General features: G+C 72.7%; 13 protein-coding genes. 4 read left to right on the top strand and 9 right to left on the bottom strand.

Going from position 1 to position 18,721, the window contains the following annotated elements; translation table 11 throughout:
- Positions 1-177 precede the first annotated feature (177 nt).
- The 4 genes from DEJ43_RS26495 to nsdA all read right to left on the bottom strand — a co-directional run bounded on the left by DEJ43_RS26495 (position 178) and on the right by nsdA (position 6,147).
- On the bottom strand, positions 178-2,643 hold the full coding sequence (locus tag DEJ43_RS26495; protein ID WP_015036465.1) for a [protein-PII] uridylyltransferase: 2,466 nt from the start codon (positions 2,641-2,643) through the stop codon (positions 178-180).
- Positions 2,644-2,686: 43 nt separating this feature from the next.
- Positions 2,687-3,025 (bottom strand): P-II family nitrogen regulator, encoded by a 339-nt coding sequence (locus DEJ43_RS26490; protein ID WP_015036464.1) that lies wholly within the window; start codon positions 3,023-3,025, stop codon positions 2,687-2,689.
- The gene (locus tag DEJ43_RS26485) at positions 3,022-4,368 is read right to left on the bottom strand and encodes an ammonium transporter (protein ID WP_015036463.1); all 1,347 of its coding nucleotides are present in this window, start codon (positions 4,366-4,368) and stop codon (positions 3,022-3,024) included. The genes DEJ43_RS26490 and DEJ43_RS26485 overlap by 4 nt, the downstream gene beginning before the upstream one ends.
- 303 nt (positions 4,369-4,671) lie before the next feature.
- Entirely contained in the window at positions 4,672-6,147 is a 1,476-nt protein-coding gene (nsdA, locus tag DEJ43_RS26480) for a transcriptional repressor NsdA (protein ID WP_041662910.1), read from the bottom strand.
- 425 nt (positions 6,148-6,572) lie between these two features.
- On the opposite strand from nsdA, the gene DEJ43_RS26475 reads away from it, so the two are divergent.
- Positions 6,573-7,229, top strand: coding sequence for a bifunctional DNA primase/polymerase (locus tag DEJ43_RS26475; RefSeq protein WP_071891517.1), 657 nt, complete (start codon positions 6,573-6,575; stop codon positions 7,227-7,229).
- 60 nt (positions 7,230-7,289) lie between these two features.
- Here the strand turns inward: DEJ43_RS26475 and ftsY are convergent, their stop codons facing one another.
- A complete protein-coding gene (gene ftsY, locus DEJ43_RS26470; RefSeq protein WP_041662909.1) occupies positions 7,290-8,513 on the bottom strand; it encodes a signal recognition particle-docking protein FtsY in 1,224 nt (407 codons plus the stop codon).
- A gap of 86 nt (positions 8,514-8,599) precedes the next feature.
- On the opposite strand from ftsY, the gene DEJ43_RS26465 reads away from it, so the two are divergent.
- Complete coding sequence (locus DEJ43_RS26465; protein ID WP_015036459.1) at positions 8,600-10,057, top strand: cytosine permease; 1,458 nt, start codon at positions 8,600-8,602, stop codon at positions 10,055-10,057.
- A gap of 56 nt (positions 10,058-10,113) precedes the next feature.
- Entirely contained in the window at positions 10,114-11,085 is a 972-nt protein-coding gene (locus DEJ43_RS26460) for an LLM class flavin-dependent oxidoreductase (protein WP_015036458.1), read from the top strand.
- 138 nt (positions 11,086-11,223) lie between these two features.
- On the opposite strand, the gene DEJ43_RS26455 is transcribed toward DEJ43_RS26460, so the two are convergent.
- The 4 genes from DEJ43_RS26455 to DEJ43_RS26440 form a co-directional block, all read right to left on the bottom strand.
- Complete coding sequence (locus tag DEJ43_RS26455) at positions 11,224-12,657, bottom strand: sugar porter family MFS transporter (protein WP_015036457.1); 1,434 nt, start codon at positions 12,655-12,657, stop codon at positions 11,224-11,226.
- Positions 12,658-12,850: 193 nt separating this feature from the next.
- A complete protein-coding gene (gene smc, locus DEJ43_RS26450) occupies positions 12,851-16,399 on the bottom strand; it encodes a chromosome segregation protein SMC (RefSeq protein ID WP_041662908.1) in 3,549 nt (1,182 codons plus the stop codon).
- A 186-nt stretch (positions 16,400-16,585) separates the two neighbouring features.
- On the bottom strand, positions 16,586-16,804 hold the full coding sequence (locus DEJ43_RS26445) for a hypothetical protein (RefSeq protein ID WP_015036455.1): 219 nt from the start codon (positions 16,802-16,804) through the stop codon (positions 16,586-16,588).
- 391 nt (positions 16,805-17,195) lie between these two features.
- Positions 17,196-17,477, bottom strand: a complete 282-nt coding sequence (locus DEJ43_RS26440) for an acylphosphatase (protein WP_015036454.1) — start codon at positions 17,475-17,477, stop codon at positions 17,196-17,198.
- 213 nt (positions 17,478-17,690) lie between these two features.
- Between DEJ43_RS26440 and DEJ43_RS26435 the strand changes: the two genes are divergently transcribed.
- Positions 17,691-18,647 carry a CAP domain-containing protein gene (locus DEJ43_RS26435; protein ID WP_071891512.1) on the top strand — a complete coding sequence of 319 codons (957 nt, stop codon included), beginning with the start codon at positions 17,691-17,693 and terminating at the stop codon, positions 18,645-18,647.
- Positions 18,648-18,721 lie beyond the last annotated feature (74 nt).

Raw genomic sequence — 18,721 nt, 5'->3', positions numbered from 1 at the left:
TCCGGCCCCAGGACACGACCGCCCTTGCCGGTCGGATTGCGCCGGCAGGGGCGGGACCCCCGCCGGCGCGGGAAGCACGCGGCCTCGGACAGGCAGCCGTTGCCACGGAGCGGACCGCCCCCGCCGGCGCGGGGAGCACTCCGTGCTCAACGCCCGGCACGCGCCGGGGTCACGCGCTCACCGCAGCGCCTCCTCCAGGGTCCTCGCCAGGTCGATCGCCTCCTCGTCGGGGAGCAGGGAGCCGTCGGGGCGGGTCACGTAGAGGGTGTCGACGGCGTTCGCGCCCAGGGTGGAGACGTGGGCGCTGCGGACCCGTACCACCGCTCCCTCCAGGGCCCGGCCGATGCGGTGGAGGAGGCCGGGGGCGTCCTGGGCGCGGACCTCGATGACGGTGGCGAGCCGGGAGCCGGCGGCGGCCACGGTGACCCGGGGCGGCGGGGCGGTGAGGCCGCGCCGCCGGGGGTAGGCGGCCTCGCGTTCGGCGAGGCGGGCGGGGATGTCGAGGGAGCCGTCGAGGGCCCGCACGAGGTCGGCGCGGAGCCGGGCGGCCTCGGGGAGGGCGCCGTACTCGGCGGCGACCCGCCAGTCGAGGACGAGGACGGCTCCCGAGCCGGTCCCGAGACCGGCCGGGAGGTCGACGGCGCGGAGCTCGGCGGCGCGGACGGTGAGCCGGTGCAGGGCGAGGACCCCGGCGACGGCGGGGAGGACGCCGGGCCGCTCGGGCAGCGCGATGACGAGTTCGACGCCGACGGGCTCGGGCTCCTCGGGCTCCGCGGCGACCGGTTCGGTGTGCAGGGCGAGGACGGGTTCGCCGGTGCGCAGGGCCTCGATGGCGAGCCGTTCCTGTTCGGCGCTGGGGGCGGCGGCCTCGGGGTCGGGCGGGGTCTCTCCCGCGAGGACGCCCGCGACCCGTTTGACGAGGTCGGCGACGAGGGAGGCGCGCCAGGACGACCAGGCGGCGGGCCCGGTGGCGAGGGCGTCGGCCTCGGTGAGGGCGTGCAGCAGCTCCAGGGTGCCGACGGTGCCGACGGCGTCGGCCACCGCGCGGACGGTGGCGGGGTCGTCGAGGTCGCGCCGGGTGGCGGTCTCGACGAGGAGCAGGTGGTGGCGGACGGCGGTGGCGATGGTGGCGACGTCGCTGCGGTCGAAGCCGATCCGGGTGGCGAGGTCGCGGGCGATGGTCTCGCCGGCGACGGAGTGGTCGCCGGGCCAGCCCTTGCCGATGTCGTGGAGGAGGGCGGCGACGAGGAGGAGGTCGGGGCGGCCGACGCGGCGGGTGAGGGCGGCGGCGCGGACGGCGGTCTCGACGAGGTGGCGGTCGACTGTCCAGGTGTGGACGGGGTTGCGCTGGGGGCGGCAGCGGACGCGTTCCCAGTCGGGGAGCAGCTGGGTGATGATCCCCTCGGCCTCCAGGGCCTCCCAGACGGGGACGGTGGCCTCGCCGGCGCCGAGCAGGGTGACGAGTTCCTCGCGGGCCTCGGCGGGCCAGGGCACGGGGAGCGGCCGGGCGGTGGTGGCGAGGTGGCGGACGGCGTGGAGGGAGATCGGGAGGGCGGACTGGGCGGCCGCGGCGGCGGCGCGCAGGGGCAGGACGGGGTCGCGTTCGGGGCGGGCGGTGCGGGCGAGGACGGCCTCGCCGTCCATCTCGACGACGCCTTCGGCGAGCGGGGTGCGTTCGGCGGGCGGTTTCGCGCCGGTCCGGCCCGTGGCGCCGCGGCCGCCGAGGAGGGCGCGGAGGCGGGGCCGGGCGGAGCGGGCCTTGAGGACGCGGTTGACCTCGCGCCAGGTGACGTCGGTGGCGTACGAGATGGTCCGGGCGGCCTCGTACACCTCGCGGAGCAGGGTGTCGGCGTCGAGGAGGCCGAGGTGGGCGGCGACGGCGTCCTGTTCCTGGAGGGCGAGCCGGTCGGTGGCGCGGCCGGTGGTGAGGTGGAGGGCGTCGCGGGCGTCGAGGAGGCGGCGGCGGGCGGCGTCGAGGCCTTCGCGGGGGGCGTCGGCGAGCCAGGAGGCGGCGACGGCGCGCAGGGCCTGGGCGTCGCGGAGTCCGCCCCTGGCCTCCTTGAGGTCGGGTTCGAGGAGGTACTGCAGCTCGCCGGAGCGCTCGGCGCGGTCCCGGCAGAGCGCGTCGAGCTCGGGGAGGCGCCGGGGGGCCTGGTTGCGCCAGTCGGCGAGGACGGTGGTGCGCAGGGCGGCGACGAGTCCGTGGTCCCCGGCGAGGGGCCGGGCGTCGAGCAGGCCGAGGTGGGCCTTGAGGTCGTCGGAGGCGGTGGCGCGGGCCTCGGCGGGGGTGCGGACGGAGTGGTCGAGGGCGAGTCCGAGGTCCCAGACGGGGTACCAGATGCGGTCGGCGAGGGCGGCGATCGCGGCCTTGTCGGCGCTGCCGTCGTGGAGCAGGAGGAGGTCGAGGTCGCTGCGGGGGGAGAGTTCGGCGCGGCCGTAGCCGCCGACGGCGACGAGGGCGGTCCCGCGGGGCGGGGCGGCGGCGGCGAAGAGGGCGGCCAGCCAGTCGTCGGTGAGCCGGGCGAGGGCGGCACGGCGCGACGGCCCGGGCCGCTCCTTCTCGTGGAGGAGGAGCAGCCGGGCCGCCGCGTAACCGCCGGGTCCCGAATCTTCGGTCTCTTCGCTGACTTCGAGGCTCGTCACCCGGCGGCTCCTTCGTGTGCGTACGGTGCGTCCGGACCGCTGCTTACAGGGCGTCCGGGCCGCGTTCGCCGGTGCGGACGCGTACGGCGGTCTCGACCGGCACGCTCCACACCTTGCCGTCTCCGATCTTGCCGGTTCGGGCGGCCTTCACGACGACGTCGATGAGCTGTTCGGCGTCCTCGTCCTCGACGAGGACCTCGATGCGGATCTTGGGGACCAGGTCGACGGTGTACTCGGCGCCCCGGTAGACCTCGGTGTGGCCGCGCTGGCGTCCGTAGCCGCTGGCCTCGGTGACCGTGAGGCCGTGGACGCCGAACGCCTGGAGGGCCTCCTTGATCTCGTCGAGCCGGTGCGGCTTCACGACCGCGGTGATGAGCTTCATGCGTCCACCTTCTTGTTCTCCGTGACGGCCGGGGCGGGGGCGGCGGTGGAGCGCGAGGACGCGCCGCCGCCGGCTCCGCTGAAGTCGTACGCGGTCTCGGCGTGCTCGACCTGGTCGATGCCGGAGACCTCGTCGTCCTCGCTGACCCGCATGCCCATCGTCTTGTCGATGAGGAGCGCGAGGATCGCGGAGGCGATCAGAGAGTAGGCGAGGACGGCGACGACGCCGACGGCCTGCTTGCCGAGCTGCTCCAGGCCGCCGCCGTAGAAGAGGCCCTTGGCGTCGGACTGGACGCCGCCGGTGGCGAAGAGGCCGACGAGGAGGGAGCCGAGGACACCGCCGACGAGGTGGACGCCGATGACGTCGAGGGAGTCGTCGTAGCCGAACTTGTACTTGAGGCCGACGGCCATGGCGCAGAGGAGACCGGCGATGGCGCCGATGGCGATCGCGCCGAGCGGGCTGACGGCGCCGCCGGACGGGGTGATGGCGACGAGGCCGGCGACCGCGCCGGAGGCGGCGCCGAGGGTGGTGAAGGAGCCGTGGCGGATCTTCTCGTAGGCGAGCCAGGCGAGCATGGCGGCGGCGGTGGCGACCTGGGTGTTGACGAACATCACGGCGCCGACGCCGTCGTCGTTGCCGAGCCAGGAGCCGGCGTTGAAGCCGAACCAGCCGAACCAGAGGAGGCCGGCGCCGAGCATCACGAGCGGCAGGCTGTGGGGGCGCATCGGGTCCTTCTTGAAGCCGACGCGCTTGCCGATGACGAGGATGACGCCGAGGGCCGCGGCACCGGCGTTGATGTGGACGGCCGTGCCGCCGGCGAAGTCGATGACGCCCATCTCGAAGAGCCAGCCGCCGGCGCCCCAGACCCAGTGGGCGACGGGGAAGTAGACGACGGTGACCCAGAGGGTGATGAAGAGGGCCCAGGCGGTGAACTTGACGCGGTCGGCGAGGGCGCCGCTGATCAGGGCCGGGGTGAGGATGGCGAACATCAGCTGGAAGACGGCGAAGACGTACACCGGGATGGTGTAGCCGTCCCAGAGCTCGGTGACGCCGATCCCGCTGAGGCCGACGTAGTCGGAGGACCAGCCGATGATCGAGCCCGAGTCGGTGCCGAAGGCGAGGCTGAAGCCGAAGAGCACCCAGAGGATCGTGACGATCCCGAGGCTGATGAAGCTCATCATCAGCATGTTGAGGGTGGACTTGACGCGGACCATGCCTCCGTAGAAGAAGGCGAGTGCCGGGGTCATCAGCATGACCAGGGCGGAGCAGATGAGCATGAACCCGGTGTTGGCGGCGGACAGCTCGGGGGCGTCTGCTGCCAGGGTCGTGATGGCTGGTGCCATCGGCGTCTCCTCGTCGTCGGATGCGGCCTGTGCGGGGGCGGGGCCGAGAGCGGCTCGGCCGGGAGGGTGGCCGGTTATGCGCCAGAGATTCGCGCAGCGCGGTTTCCGTCGATGCCGCTCGATGTTTCGGAGCCGTGACGAAGGGGTGGGGCGTGTTACGCGACCGTGAACGGCCGGGGCCCGCGGGCATGCGGAACCGGCCGCGTCGGGCGTCCGTGTGACCTTGCGGCGGGGGAGCCGAGTCGGGCAGTACGGGACGTCCGGCGCGGCCGGAGTGCGGGGGGCGCGGGGCGCCCGGTGGGGTCAGACCGCTTCGGCGGCCTCGGGGAGCAGCTGGGTCAGCCGGTCGGTGAACTGGACGACCTCGGCGACGTCGCTGTAGGTGCGGGCGGCGTGGTCGACGGTCTTGCGGAGCCGGGTGTTGACCCGCTCGGAGCGGATGCTGCGGGCGACCCCGAGGGCCTTCTCGGCGAGTACGACGGACTGCTCGGGCTCGCGCTTGAGGAGGTGCACGGTGGCCATGCCGATGAGGTTGAGCGCGTACGACCGCTGGTGGTCGGGGTCCTTCTCGAAGAGCTCGACGGCCCGCTCCATGACCGGCTCGGCGAGCGAGGCGTACGTCGGGGAGCGCCCGGCGACGTAGGCGAGGTCGCGGTAGGAGTGGGAGTTCTCGCCGTTGAGCTCGGCCTCGGAGAAGAAGCCGATCCAGTCGGGCTCGGGCTCGCCGTCGAGGCCGACGTCGGCGAAGGTGTCCTCGGCCATCCGCACGGCCCGCTTGCACTTGGAGGGCTGGCCCATGTTGGCGTAGGCGCGGGCCTCCATCGCATACAGCATGGCCTGGGTGCGGGGGGTGGCGCAGTCCCGACTGCCGTACTGGGCGAGGTGGATGAGTTCGAGGGCGTCGTCGGGGCGGCCGAGGTGGATCATCTGGCGGCTCATCGAGGACAGGATGTACGAGCCGAGGGGCTTGTCGCCGGCTTCCTTGGCGGCGTGCAGGGCGAGCACGAAGTACTTCTGGGCGGTGGGCTGGAGGCCCACGTCGTAGCTCATCCAGCCGGCGAGTTCGGCGAGTTCGGCGGCGCAGGTGAAGAGGCGCTTGGCGGTGGTGGCGGGTTGGGGTTCCTGGAGCAGGTCGGTGACCTCGTGGAGCTGGCCGACGACGGCCTTGCGGCGCAGTCCGCCGCCGCACTGGGCGTCCCACTTGCGGAACATGGCGGTGGTGGATTCGAGGAGGTCGAGCTCGACCTCGGAGAGCCGGTTGGGGCGGCGGGCGTCGGCGGCCGGGTCGGGGCGCTCGGTCTCGCCGGCGGGGGTGGGGACGAGCCAGCGCTGCATCGGTTCGATGAGCGCGGGTCCGGCGGCGAGCGACAGGGAGGAGCCGAGGAAGCCGCGGCGGGCGAGCATGAGGTCGCTGCGGGAGAACTCGCCGAGCAGGGCGACGGTCTGGGGGCCGGCCCAGGGCAGGTCGACGCCGGAGACGGAGGGCGACTGGTGGGCGGTGCGCAGGCCGAGGTCCTCGATGGCGACGACGGAGCCGAAGCGCTCGGAGAACAGCTCGGAGAGGATCCGCGGGATGGGTTCGCGCGGCTGCTCGCCGTCGAGCCAGCGGCGGACCCGCGAGGTGTCGGTGGAGATGTGGTGCGCGCCCATCTGGCGCGCCCGGCGGTTCACCTGACGCGCGAGTTCGCCCTTGGACCAGCCGCTGCGCACGAACCACGAGCCCAGCTGCTCGTTCGGGCGCTTGCCGGCAGTCGTACCGTCTGCGCCGTTGCCGCCCACTGGAACGCCCCCATCCACCTGATTGCCTGTCGTGCGAACCCCTATCAGAATGCCGCCTCCGGCGGCTCCCGTCCGGAGTTCGTACTCCTTCGAACTGGAAACCGGGTTGCCTCCGGCATACCCGCGTGCGCAAGCGGCCCCGGGGTTCGAGTACCGAAAGTAATCCTACGATCACCCCTCCACGAGGGCGATTCAAGAAACGCCACCATTCGCCACCCCTTCGAATGAACTCGCCGCCCGTGGAACGCGATTCACTTGACATGCGACGAACCGGAGTCGGCGGACGGAAGCACGGAGAGGCGTGCGCACCGGCCCGCACCACCTCACGCACGACCGCGCGCCACGCTCGGCGACGGACCGTGACGAAGGGTGACAGCGGTGCTCCGGGTCGTAACCACCGGCGCGCTCGACCCGTTGGAGGGGGCATGGGTTTCACGATCGGCGGCATTCGTGAGATGCGGTCCGGCGGCGCACGCCGCCGCGTACGCACCACGGAGTGCACAGCGGTGGCCGAGTACACAGGACTGTGGGGCTGGGACGTGGTTCCCGGCGCGCGCGCCGTCTCCGGGCAGTGCTCCTGCGGCGACCCGGCGTGTACGGCCCCGGGCGCGCACCCCCTCTCCTTCGCGGAACCGGTCCCGGCGGGCGCCGGCCTCGACGACGCGACCAAGGCCTGGGCGGAGTACCCCGGCGCGGCCCTGCTGCTGCCGGTCGGCACGGCCTTCGACGTGATCGAGGTCGCCGAGGCGGCCGGCCGCCGGGCGCTGGTCCGGCTCGAACGGATGGGGCTGCCGCTGGGCCCGGTGTGCGCCACCCCCACCGGCCGGGCCCGCTTCTTCGTCGCCCCCGGCGCGGCCGCCGAGCTGCCGCAGCTGCTGTACCGGATGGGCTGGGACGACGCCGACCTGGACCTGCACTGTCTGGGCCCCGGGACGTACATCACCGCTCCCCCGTCCGACCTCGGCGGGCTCGGCCCGGTCCGCTGGCTGCGGCCCCCCACCCTCGACACGGCGGGCGCGCCGCCGCAGGCCCGGCTGCTGCTCGGCACCCTGGCGTACATCTGCCACCGCACGCACTTCTGAGGACGCGGAAGGGCCCCCGCCGGGAGACGGCGGGGGCCCTTCCGTGTGTCGTGCCCGGTGTCAGTCGCCGATCAGGGCGTCGACGAAGGCACCCGGCTCGAACGGCGCCAGGTCGTCCGGGCCCTCGCCCAGGCCGACCAGCTTGACCGGCACGCCCAGCTCGCGCTGGACGGCGACGACGATGCCGCCCTTGGCGGTGCCGTCGAGCTTGGTGAGCACGATGCCGGTGATGTCGACGACCTCGGCGAAGACGCGGGCCTGGATGAGCCCGTTCTGGCCGGTGGTGGCGTCGAGGACGAGCAGGATCTCGTCCAGCGGGCCGTGCTTCTCGACGACGCGCTTGACCTTGCCGAGCTCGTCCATGAGACCGGTCTTGGTGTGGAGGCGTCCTGCGGTGTCGATCAGGACGACATCGGCCTTCTCGGCGATGCCCTCCTTGACCGCGTCGTAGGCGATCGACGCCGGGTCGCCGCCCTCCGGGCCGCGCACGGTGCGGGCGCCGACGCGCTCGCCCCAGGTCTGGAGCTGGTCGGCGGCGGCGGCACGGAAGGTGTCGGCGGCGCCGAGGACGACGGACTTGCCGTCGGCGACGAGCACCCGGGCGAGCTTGCCGGTGGTGGTGGTCTTGCCGGTGCCGTTCACGCCGACGACCATGACGACGCCCGGCACGTCCGAGGGGCTCTCGGTGTGGACCGTGCGGTCGAGCTCGGGGCCGAGCAGGGCGACGAGCTCCTCGCGGAGCAGGCCGCGCAGCTCCTCGGGGGTGCGGGTGCCGAGCACCCGGACCCGCTCGCGCAGCCGCTCGACGAGTTCCTGGGTGGGGGCGACGCCGACGTCGGCCGTGAGAAGGGTCTCCTCGATCTCCTCCCAGGTGTCCTCGTCGAGGTGCTCGCGGGACAGGAGCGTGAGCAGCCCCTTGCCGAGCGAGTTCTGCGAGCGGGCGAGCCGGGCGCGGAGCCGGACGAGCCGGCCGGCGGTGGGCTCCGGGACCTCGATCTCGGGGGCGGCGGGCTCCGCGACGACGGGGTCCTCGACGGCCGGGGGCGTGTCCAGGGCCTCGTCGGCGGGGAGTTCGACCTCCTCGACCGTGCGGCGTGGTTCCTCCCGCGGCGTCTCCGCCTCCTCGCCGACGTGCGGTTCGGCGGGCGGAGCGGTGATGGTGGGCGGGGTGGACGGCGGCTCGGCCGGCGGCAGCTGCTTCTTCTTGCGACCGCTGACCACGAGCCCGCTCGTCACGGCGACCACGACGACCAGAGCGATGACTACAGCAAGGATGAGTTCCATAACCTGACCAGTATCGGCCACGAAGCGGCCGGAGCAGGAGCACGTACGCTGGGTGGGTTCCCCCCACATCTGTACGGAGTACCCCCATGCCCCACGACGCCTCCGAAGCCGCAGGCGCGACGCACGACGGCGCCCTGGAGACCCGCGGTCTCGAGCCCGTCCCCGACGCCGAGCGGACCGGCCGGGTCCGCGAGCTCTTCCCGACCTGGGTCGCCGCGAACATCAGTGTGCTGCTGCTCACGATGGGCGCCGGTCTGATCGTCTTCAACGGCCTGAACTTCTGGCAGGTCCTGGCCGTGGCGATCGCCGCCCCCGTCCTCTCGTACGGGATCGTCGGTGTGATCTCGATCGCGGGCAAGCGCGGCGGAGCGCCCGGCATGGCGCTGTCGCGGGCCGTGTTCGGTCAGCGCGGAAACCTTTTTCCCGGTGCGCTGATCTGGGTCGCCCGCTGGGGCTGGGAGACCATCAACGCGGTGACCGGCGCGTACGCGGTGCTGACCGTGCTCGACCTGCTCTTCGGGGTGAAGTCGAACACGCTCCTCATCGTGGTGACGCTGCTGCTCTTCGTCACCTGCACCTTCCTGGTCTCGGGGCTCGGGATCAACGCGCTGCGGGTGTGCAGCAAGTGGTCCACGTACCTCTTCGGCGCCTTCTCGGTGCTCGTGCTGGTCTACCTGGTGGCGAACACGGACTGGTCGGCGGTCTTCGACAAGCCGGCCGGTTCGACGGCGATGATGATCGCGGGCATCGGCACCATCGCGGCCGGCGGCATCAGCTGGGTCCCCTCGGGCCCCGACTTCACCCGCTACCTGCCGCGGACGGCCTCCTCGAAGGCGATGGTGGGCTCGACGGTGGGCGGCGCCGGGATCGTCGTCCTGCCGATGGTCCTGATGGGCGCGGTGATGGCGGTGTCGACGCCGGACCTGGCCTCGGCGCAGGACCCGGTCTCCTTCATCGGTGAGCTGCTGCCGATGTGGATCTCCGTGCCGTACCTGGTGATCGCCCTGCTCGGGATGCTGCTGATCAACTCGATGTCGATGTACTCGGCCGGCTTCACCGCGCAGACCCTGGGCATCAAGGTCTCGCGCGCGGCGGCGGTCAGCGTCAACGCGGTGATCAGTCTGGTCTTCGGCTTCCTGCTGATGGTGGTGGCGACCAGCTTCATCGGCTCGTTCATCTCCTTCCTGACCCTGCTGGCGGTGGCGTTCTCCGCGTGGATCGGCGTCTTCGGCGTGGACATGCTGCGGCGCCGGTCGTACGACGCGGCGGCGCTGATAGACACCACCCGGACCAGCGCCTACTGGTACCGGGGCGGTTTCGCCTGGCAGGCGATGACGGCCTGGGCGGTGGCCCTGCTGGTCGGTCTGCTGTTCACCAAGGTCGACTGGTTCTCCGGCCCGCTCGCCTCGTCCTGGATCGGCGAGAACGGCCTGGGCTGGGCGGCGACGATCGTGGTGGCGGGCGTGCTGTACGCCGTGCTGCCGCGGACGCCGGAGAAGGCTTCCGCGGCGCCCGCCGAGGTGGGCGAGACCGTTTCCATCTGACGCTACGTCAGATAACGTCCCCCTTCGCCGGTACCCACCAGCGGAGGGGACTTCCCATGCCGTTCAGCGTCGTACGGTTCAACCTCGTCGATCCCCGCGCGACCCCCGAATCCCTCTCCGCCCGCTACCGGGCCGCCGTCGAGATGGCCGCGTACGCCGACGGTCACGGGGTCGACACCGTGCAGACCGAGGAGCACCACGGGGTCGGGAACAACTGGCTGCCCTCCCCCTTCGCGTTCGCGGGAGCGGTCTTCGGCGCGACCGAGCGCATCGCCGTCACCGTCTCCGCGATCATCGGGCCGCTGCACGACCCGCTGCGGCTCGCCGAGGACATCGCCGTCCTCGACCTGCTGAGCGGCGGACGGCTGGTTACGGTGGCGGGGATCGGCTACCGGCCGGAGGAGTACGAGGAGCGCGGGGTCGACTGGGGGCGGCGCGGGAAGCTCCAGGACCTGCTCCTGGAGACCCTGCTCACGGCCTGGACCGGGGAGCCGTTCACGTACCGGGGCCGTACGGTACGGGTCACCCCGCGGCCCTTCACCCAGCCGCACCCGATGCTCCTGGTCGGCGGTTCCTCGCGGGCGGCGGCGCGGCGGGCGGCCCGGCTCGGGCTGCCGTTCTTCCCGAGCGCCCACCTGCCCGAGCTGGAGGCGTACTACCAGGAGCGCTGCGCGGAGTACGGCACCGAGGGCTGGACGATGATGCCGGCCGAGGTGACCCCGCTGCTGCATCTGTCGGAGGACCCGGACCGGACCTGGGCCGAGCACGGGGAGCACTTCCTGCACGAGGCGCGGACCTACGCGTCCTGGCAGTCGAAGGACATCCGCTCGGCGGTCCGGTCGGCGGCGACGACGGTCGCGGAGCTCCGCGCGGAGGGCGTGTACCGGGTCGTCACCCCGGAGGAGTGCCTGGCGCTCGGCCTGGAGAGCCTCGTGCTGCATCCGCTGTGCGGCGGGATGCCGCTTGAGGAGGGCTGGCGGAGCCTGCGGCTGTTCTGCGACGAGGTGCTGCCCGGACTCGCGGACTGAGGGGGCTGAGGGGGCTCGGACCGAGGGGGCCCGGACCGAGGGGGCTCGGACCGCAGGGGCCGACGGCGGACCGCCCCGGCCGGGGCGTGGGGCCTCGGCCGGGGCGGTCTCCGTGGGTGAGGAGAGGGGCAGCGGGGGTTAGCCCATCTCCTCCAACGCCTTGCCCTTGGTCTCCTTGACGTACCGGAGCACGAAGGGGATCGAGAGCACGGCGAAGACCGTGTAGATGACGTACGTGCCGGAGAGGTTCCAGTCCGCGAGGGACGGGAAGCTCGCGGTGATGGCCCAGTTGGCGATCCACTGCGCGGAGGCGGCGACGCCGAGGGCGGCGGCGCGGATCCGGTTGGGGAACATCTCGCCGAGGAAGACCCAGACCACCACGCCCCACGAGAGGGCGAAGAAGAGCACGAAGACATGGGCGGCGACGAGCGCCACGACGCCCTGGGTGGTGGGCAGCTTGCCGTCGACGAGGTCGGCGGAGAAGGCCCAGGCCTCGAAGGCGAGGGCGATCGCCATGCCGACGGAGCCGACGAGGGCGAGCGGCTTGCGGCCGACCCGGTCGACCAGGACCATCGCGATGACGGTGCCGATGATGTTGATGATCGACGTGGTGAACGAGTAGAAGAACGAGCTCGACGGGTCGATGCCGACGGACTGCCAGAGCGTCGCGGAGTAGTAGAACGCGACGTTGATGCCGACGAGCTGCTGGAAGACCGAGAGTCCGATGCCGACCCAGACGATGGGCAGCAGCTTGAAGCGGCCGCCGGCGACGAGCAGGTCCTTGAAGGTGGACTTGTGCTCGCTGCGCATGGCCCGGTCGATCTCGGCGACGCGGTGGTCGAGGTCGACGCCCTGGCCCTCGACCTCGGCGAGCACCTCCTTGGCCCGGTCGATCCTGCCGACCGAGATGAGGAAGCGCGGGGACTCGGGGATGGCGAAGGAGAGCATGCCGTAGAGGACGGCGGGCACGACCATCACGCCGAGCATCCACTGCCAGGCCTCCAGGCCGCCGATCTCGCCGCGCTGGTCGCCGTCGGCGAGCTGCAGGATGCCGTAGTTGACCAGCTGGGAGATGGCGATGCCGATGACGATCGCGGCCTGCTGGAAGGAGCCGAGGCGGCCCCGGTAGGCGGCGGGGGCGACCTCGGCGATGTAGGCGGGGCCGATGACGGACGCCATGCCGATGGCGAAGCCGCCGATGATCCGCCAGAGGGCCAGGTCCCAGAGGGCGAAGGGCAGTGCGGAGCCCACGGCGCTGACCGCGAAGAGCACGGCGGAGATCTGCATGCAGCGGATGCGGCCGATGCGGTCGGCGATGCGGCCGGCGGTGGCGGCGCCGATGGCGCAGCCGATCAGCGCGATGGCGATGACCTGGGCAAGGGTGCCGGAGCCGATGTCGTAGCGGTCGCGGATCGCCTCGACGGCACCGTTGATGACGGAGCTGTCGTACCCGAAGAGGAATCCGCCCATCGCCGCGGAGGCCGTGATGAAGATGACGTGGCCGAGGTGGTCCGGATGTGCGGTGCGGCCGCCGGAAGGCGGCGGCGTGGGCGCCTGCGCGGTATTGGACACATGGACTCCTCGATGGGGGGCACAAGCCCTTCCAGTGGCGCACAACTTCTCGCCGCCCACCACGTGAAGGTAAAAGCAACGTTGCAGAGACTATGCCTTCAAGTTTCGAAGTCAATACCCGATGTCATGTGACTTAAGAAGCACTGATGAAGGGATTGGGTTCAACACTTGAAGCAATGGGGCATGCCCGGCCTCAGCGCAGCCGCTGGCTGATCACCTTCGAGACGCCGTCGCCCTGCATGGACACGCCGTACAGCGCGTCCGCGACCTCCATCGTCCGCTTCTGGTGGGTGATCACGATCAGCTGCGAGGACTCCTGGAGCTCCTGCATGATCCGGATCAGCCGCTGGAGGTTGGTGTCGTCGAGCGCCGCCTCCACCTCGTCCATCACGTAGAACGGGCTGGGCCGGGCCTTGAAGATCGAGACCAGCAGCGCCACGGCCGTCAGCGAGCGCTCGCCGCCGGAGAGCAGCGAGAGCCGCTTGACCTTCTTGCCGGGCGGCCGGGCCTCCACCTCGACGCCGGTCGTGAGCATGTTGTCGGGGTCCGTGAGGACCAGCCGGCCCTCGCCGCCGGGGAAGAGCCGGGAGAAGACGCCCTCGAACTCGCGGGCCGTGTCCCGGTAGGCCTCGGTGAAGACCTGCTCGACCCGGAGGTCGACCTCCTTCACGACCTGAAGCAGATCGGTCCGGGTCTTCCTCAGGTCCTCCAGCTGCTCGGAGAGGAAGCGGTGCCGCTCCTCCAGGGCCGCGAACTCCTCGAGGGCCAGCGGATTGACCTTGCCGAGCTGGTGGTACGCCCGTTCGGCGGCCTTGAGCCGCTTCTCCTGCTCCGAACGGTTGAAGGGGCGCGGCGCGTCGGCCTCCGCGCCCTCGGCGTCGCCGTCCACCGCGGGCGACGGCGGGACGAGCTGCTCCGGGCCGTACTCGGCGACCAGCGCTTCCGCCGCCACGCCGAACTCCTCCTGGGCCTTCGTCTCCAGCTGCTCGATCCGCAGCCGCTTCTCGGCGCCCAGCACCTCGCCCCGGTGGACGGAGTCGGTCAGCTTGTCGAGCTCGGCCTTGAGGTCACGGCCCCGGGTCCGGGCGGCCGCCAGGCCCTCCTCCCGGTCGGCCCGCGCCGCCTGGGCCGCCACCCGCTCCCGCTCGGCACGGACCAGCGAGACCTCGACATGGGCCAGCAGCGTCCGGGCTCCGGCGGCGACCGCGCCCGCGACCCGCTCCTCGTGGCGCAGCCGCGCCCGGCGCTGCTCGGCACGCGCGCGTGCCTCCCGTTCGGCGCGGGCGGCCCGGTCGAGCGAGTCGGCCCGCCCCGCGAGACCCTTGACCCGCTCCTCGTGGGTACGGACCTGGAGCCGCGCCTCCATCTCGGTCTGGCGCGCGTTGGAGCCGTCGATCGCGAGCCGGTCGCGGACGGCGGTGTCGGGCTCCTCGTCCCCGCCCTCCCCGAAGGCCGCGGCCTCCTGGGCCACCAGGAGCCGTTCGGCCAGTTCCTCCGCCTCGGCGGTCGCCTTCTCCAGCGCCTCCTGCGCCCGGGCGGCGGCCGCCGCGGTCCGCTCGGCCTCCCCCGCCGCTCCCCTGGCCTGTCCGGCGAGCCGCCCGAGCCGCTGGGCGACGGCGGACTTCTCGCGCTCGGCGGTACGGCGGCGGGCATCGAGTTCCTCGACGAGCGCGGCTGCGGTACGGCGCCGCTCACCGGCCTCGTGCTGGGCCGCGGCCAACTCCTCGCACTGTACGGAGAGTTCGTCGAGCTCGGCGGCGGCCTCCGCGACCGAGGCCTGGACTTCGAGCAGGCTCGGCGCGCCCGCGGAGCCGCCCTGCGCGAGGTGGGCGCCGAGCAGGTCGCCTTCGGTGGTCACGGCGGTCAGCGCGGGTCGGGTCCGCACGAGTTCGGTCGCCTCGTCGAGGTCGGCGACGACCACGACCCCGGCGAGCAACCGGCGGACGGCGCCCATGAGTTCCTCGGGCCCCCGGACCAGGTCGGCGGCGTACGGGTGTCCTCCGGTGGCCGGCGCCGGCTCGGGCTCCGGGGCGCCGGCCAGGAGCAGGGACACCCGGCCCGCGTCCTGCTTGCGCAGCAGGCGCAGGGCCTCGGCGGCGGTGGCGGGTCCGCCGGCGGCGAGCGCGTCGGCCGCCGCACCGAGGGCGGCGGCGACGGGGACCTCGTATCCCGGGGTGACGGAGAGGAGTTCGGCCACCGGGCCGAGCAGTCCGCTGAGTCCGGCGTCGAGCAGCGCGCCCGTGCCGTCCTTGCGGCGCAGTCCGAGCGCGAGGGTCTCGTGCCGGGCCTGGGTGGCGGCGCGGCGCCGTTCGGCGGTGGCGGCGGCCTCGCGGGCGGCGGTCAGCGCCGACTCCGCCTCGGCCAGGTCGCGGCGGGCGGCCTCGTGGCGCTCGCTCTGCTCGCCGTCCGCCGCGTCGAGGCCGTCGACCTCCGCCTTGAGCTGTTCGTACTCCTCCTGGGCGGTGACGGCCCGCTCCGCCGCCTCGTCGCGGGCGGCGGCGAGCCGGTCGATCTCGGCCTGGGCGGAGCCGGCGCGCGAGCGGGCGGCGTTGACCTGGCCGTTCAGGCGGGCGAGTCCCTCGCGCCGGTCGGCGAGGGCGCGGGCCAGGTCCTTGAGGCGGCGCTCCTCGGCGGCCAGCGCGCCTTCGAGCTCGGCGCGGTGGGCGACGGTGTCGTCCAGGGCCCGTTCGGCCGCCTCCAGGGCCGCCTCGAGTTCGGCCTCCTGTTCGCGGACGCGGGCGGCCTCACGCTCCAGGTCCTCCGGGTCGCGGCCGCGGCGTTCCTCGGCGGGCGCAGTGGTGGCGCTCTTCACGCGCGCGTCCGCGAGGGAGATCGTGCCGCGGACGCGTTCGGCGAGCTGGGAGAGGGCGTACCAGTTCTGCTGGGCGCGCTCCAGACGGGGCACGAGGGCGCGGGCCTCGGCCTCCAGGGCGGCCTCGCGGGCGAGGGCGGTGCGCAGTTCCTCCTCGGTGGCCTCCTTGCGGGCGAGGAGGGCGGCCTCGTCGGCCACCTCGGCGGTGAGGGCCGACCGGAGCTGGACGAGGTCGTCGGCGAGGAGGCGCAGCCGGGCGTCCCGGAGGTCGGCCTGGATGACGACGGCGCGGCGGGCGACGGCGGCCTGTCGTCCGAGGGGCTTGAGCTGGCGGCGCAGTTCGTCGGTGAGGTCCTGGACGCGCGCGAGGTTGGCCTGCATCGCGTCGAGCTTCCGCAGCGCCTTCTCCTTGCGCTTGCGGTGCTTGAGGACTCCGGCGGCCTCCTCGATGAAGGCACGGCGGCCCATCGGGTCGGCGTGCAGCACGGAGTCGAGCTGTCCCTGTCCGACGATGACGTGCATCTCGCGTCCGATGCCGGAGTCGGAGAGCAGGTCCTGGAAGTCGAGCAGCCGGCAGGTGTCGCCGTTGATCTGGTACTCGCTGCTGCCGCCGCGGAACATGATCCGGGTGAGCGTCACCTCGGCGTAGTCGATGGGCAGCGCGCCGTCGGAGTTGTCGATGGTCAGGGAGACCTCGGCGCGGCCGAGCGGCGGGCGCCCAGTCGTGCCGGCGAAGATGACGTCCTCCATCTTGCCGCCGCGCAGCGACTTGGCGCCCTGCTCGCCCATGACCCAGGAGAGGGCGTCCACGACGTTGGACTTGCCCGATCCGTTGGGACCCACGACACAGGTGATTCCGGGTTCGAACCGCAGCGTGGTGGCCGAGGCGAACGACTTGAATCCGCGGAGGGTCAGGGCCTTGAGGTGCACCCCGGGGACTCTACCGGGGCCCGTGCGTTTCACCCGCGAAGGTGCAGGGCAGATCCTCGGGTGAGGAGGGGTGGGACACGAGGGGAACGGCGGGTGAAAGAAAGAAGGGACGCCGAAGCGCCCCTTGCAGATCCAGCTGTGCTGCTGGCGTGAGTGTTTCCCACCTGGCCCCTCGGGGCTGGGTTGTCAGGTGAGCGCAGGCTCCGCCTGGGGTACGTCGAGGTCGATGCTGTTCAGCAGCGACTCTCCCTGGTGCTGAGCGGCGGCAGCCGCGAGCGAGTCGTTCTCGGACTGGATCCGTACCAGCTCGGATTCCAGGTCCTGGACGCGCTGCTGAAGCCGTCGCATCTCGGCGAGGAGTCGCGGGTCGGAGCCGCCGACGTAACCGAGAAGCGCCTTTGCCATGATGGATGGTCCTCCACAATGAGTGACCGACCGATGCGGTTGGGTCGTGAGGGATTTCGCACCCGCGGTGCTCGGCAGTACTGCTTGTCGTGCCGGTTCCACTGCCAAACAGCGAAGGTGCGCGGGGCTTCCAGAGTCTCACCAAAAAGTTTGACGGTCAACACGATCACGCCCCGTTTGAAGGGGTTACCGAGGAGTTCACAGCCGCCGGCGGTCCGGCGGGGGCTCTCGAACTCGGTCCCTCAGGGCGTCGCGATCATCCTTACCGGGCAGCCTTCCACGACGGGCGCTTCTTGGCAACCACCAGGAGGTTTCCCCGTCACGCGGCTGTTACCGCGCGTCCCTCACAGGCCCCGCTGGGTCACCGCGGGCCGGTGTCGGAGCGTGATCGTCAGCGGATGGCGAAGCCCTCGTATCCACCGCGCGGGGTGGCCCAGATCTCAGTGACGCCGTCCACGCGCCCGGGAGTGTCGGCGGAGTGGAGCCAGGCCAGCAGACGGTGGCAATTCTCACGCGCCCCCTCGGCCACGACCTGTACCCGGCCGTCGTCGAGGTTCAGGGCGAAGCCCACCAGGCCGCCGATCTCCAAGGCGTTTGCCCTGGTGAACCAGCGAAACCCCACTCCCTGTACCCGGCCGCGTACCCAGGCGGTCATCCGCACGTCGTCACTCATGCCTGCACGCTAGCGGGCGAATTGCCAGATGAGCACATCGCCCCGGCCCCGCATGGACTACAGTCCCGACCGAACACGCCTCACCCGTTCGGGCGCGCGCCGTTCGACTGCCGGCCCGCAACGGTACCGACAGCAAAGATCAGCAAATTCAGCGGGCCTCGCACGGGGCCGGCCGGATCAGCACAGCAGGACCAGCAGAGGAAGGCAGACCAGATGGGACGCCACCGTCGCTCCGGAGCCGCACCCGCCGCAGAAGACTACGCGGCCGGTGCGGACCACCGGCACCGGGGTGCCCGCCGCAAGCGGCGCGGCATGCGCACCGGGCTGCTCGGCGCCTCCGCGGCCGTCGCGGTCGGCGCCGTCGCCGTCGCCTCGGGCCTGCTGCCCGGCGGGGACACCTTCACGATCGGCAGCGTCGGCACGAGCGAGCGCCCGAGCCAGGCCCGCCAGGCCCCGGAGCTGATGACGCAGGGCGGGTCCACCCGGACCCCGGCCGACACCCCGTCCGGCACGGGCTCCTCCGCGAGGACGGGCAAGGACGCCGGCAAGGCGGCCGCACCGTCGGCCACCCCGTCCGCGAAGCCGACCCCGAAGGCGACGCCGACCCCGACCAAGGCCCCGACGAAGACCCCGGCGAAGACCCCCGCCAAGGCCCCGTCGAAGGCGCCCGTCACCAAGCCGGCCAAGCCCAGGACCACGGCCGCACCGACCACGAAGGCCCCGGCGCCGAAGCCGGACCCGACCACCGAGGCCCCGGTCGAGAAGACCTCGGCGCCCTCCACCGCTGACCGCGGCGTGGCCGCCGAGGCGGAGGTCCTGCGTCTGGTCAACGCCGAGCGGGCGAAGGTGGGCTGCTCCCCGGTGAACGCGGACGCCCGGCTCGCCGCCCTGGCCGGGGCGTTCAGCTCGGACATGGCGACCCGCGGCTTCTTCGACCACACGGACCCGGACGGCGCCACGCCGTGGGTCCGCGCGGAGAAGGCCGGCATCACGGGCCTGGGCGGCGAGAACATCGCCCGCGGCCAGGCGGACGCGGCGGCGGTGATGGACTCCTGGATGAACAGCGACGGCCACCGCGCCAACATCCTGAACTGCACCTTCACCACCCTGGGCGTCGGCGTCCACTTCGCCGACGGCGGCCCCTGGTGGACCCAGGACTTCGGCTACTGAGCCGTACGCGAAGGGCCCCGCCACCGGGAAGGTGGCGGGGCCCTTCGCGTACGCGCGCCGGACGTCTCGGGTGC

It is taken from the genome of Streptomyces venezuelae ATCC 10712 (genome assembly GCF_008639165.1).
GTDB lineage: Bacteria > Actinomycetota > Actinomycetes > Streptomycetales > Streptomycetaceae > Streptomyces > Streptomyces venezuelae.
Note: the sequence above shows the minus strand (reverse complement) of the source record. Positions and strands in the feature narration are given on the sequence as shown.

Excerpts from the sequence above, each read along its gene's own strand:
- DEJ43_RS26490 (WP_015036464.1), bottom strand. The coding sequence starts at position 3,025 with ATGAAGCTCATCACCGCGGTCGTGAAGCCGCACCGGCTCGACGAGATC.
- DEJ43_RS26485 (WP_015036463.1), bottom strand. The coding sequence starts at position 4,368 with ATGGCACCAGCCATCACGACCCTGGCAGCAGACGCCCCCGAGCTGTCC.
- DEJ43_RS26475 (WP_071891517.1), top strand. The coding sequence starts at position 6,573 with ATGGGTTTCACGATCGGCGGCATTCGTGAGATGCGGTCCGGCGGCGCA.
- ftsY (WP_041662909.1), bottom strand. The coding sequence starts at position 8,513 with ATGGAACTCATCCTTGCTGTAGTCATCGCTCTGGTCGTCGTGGTCGCC.
- DEJ43_RS26465 (WP_015036459.1), top strand. The coding sequence starts at position 8,600 with ATGCCCCACGACGCCTCCGAAGCCGCAGGCGCGACGCACGACGGCGCC.
- DEJ43_RS26460 (WP_015036458.1), top strand. The coding sequence starts at position 10,114 with ATGCCGTTCAGCGTCGTACGGTTCAACCTCGTCGATCCCCGCGCGACC.
- DEJ43_RS26445 (WP_015036455.1), bottom strand. The coding sequence starts at position 16,804 with ATGGCAAAGGCGCTTCTCGGTTACGTCGGCGGCTCCGACCCGCGACTC.
- DEJ43_RS26440 (WP_015036454.1), bottom strand. The coding sequence starts at position 17,477 with ATGAGTGACGACGTGCGGATGACCGCCTGGGTACGCGGCCGGGTACAG.
- DEJ43_RS26435 (WP_071891512.1), top strand. The coding sequence starts at position 17,691 with ATGGGACGCCACCGTCGCTCCGGAGCCGCACCCGCCGCAGAAGACTAC.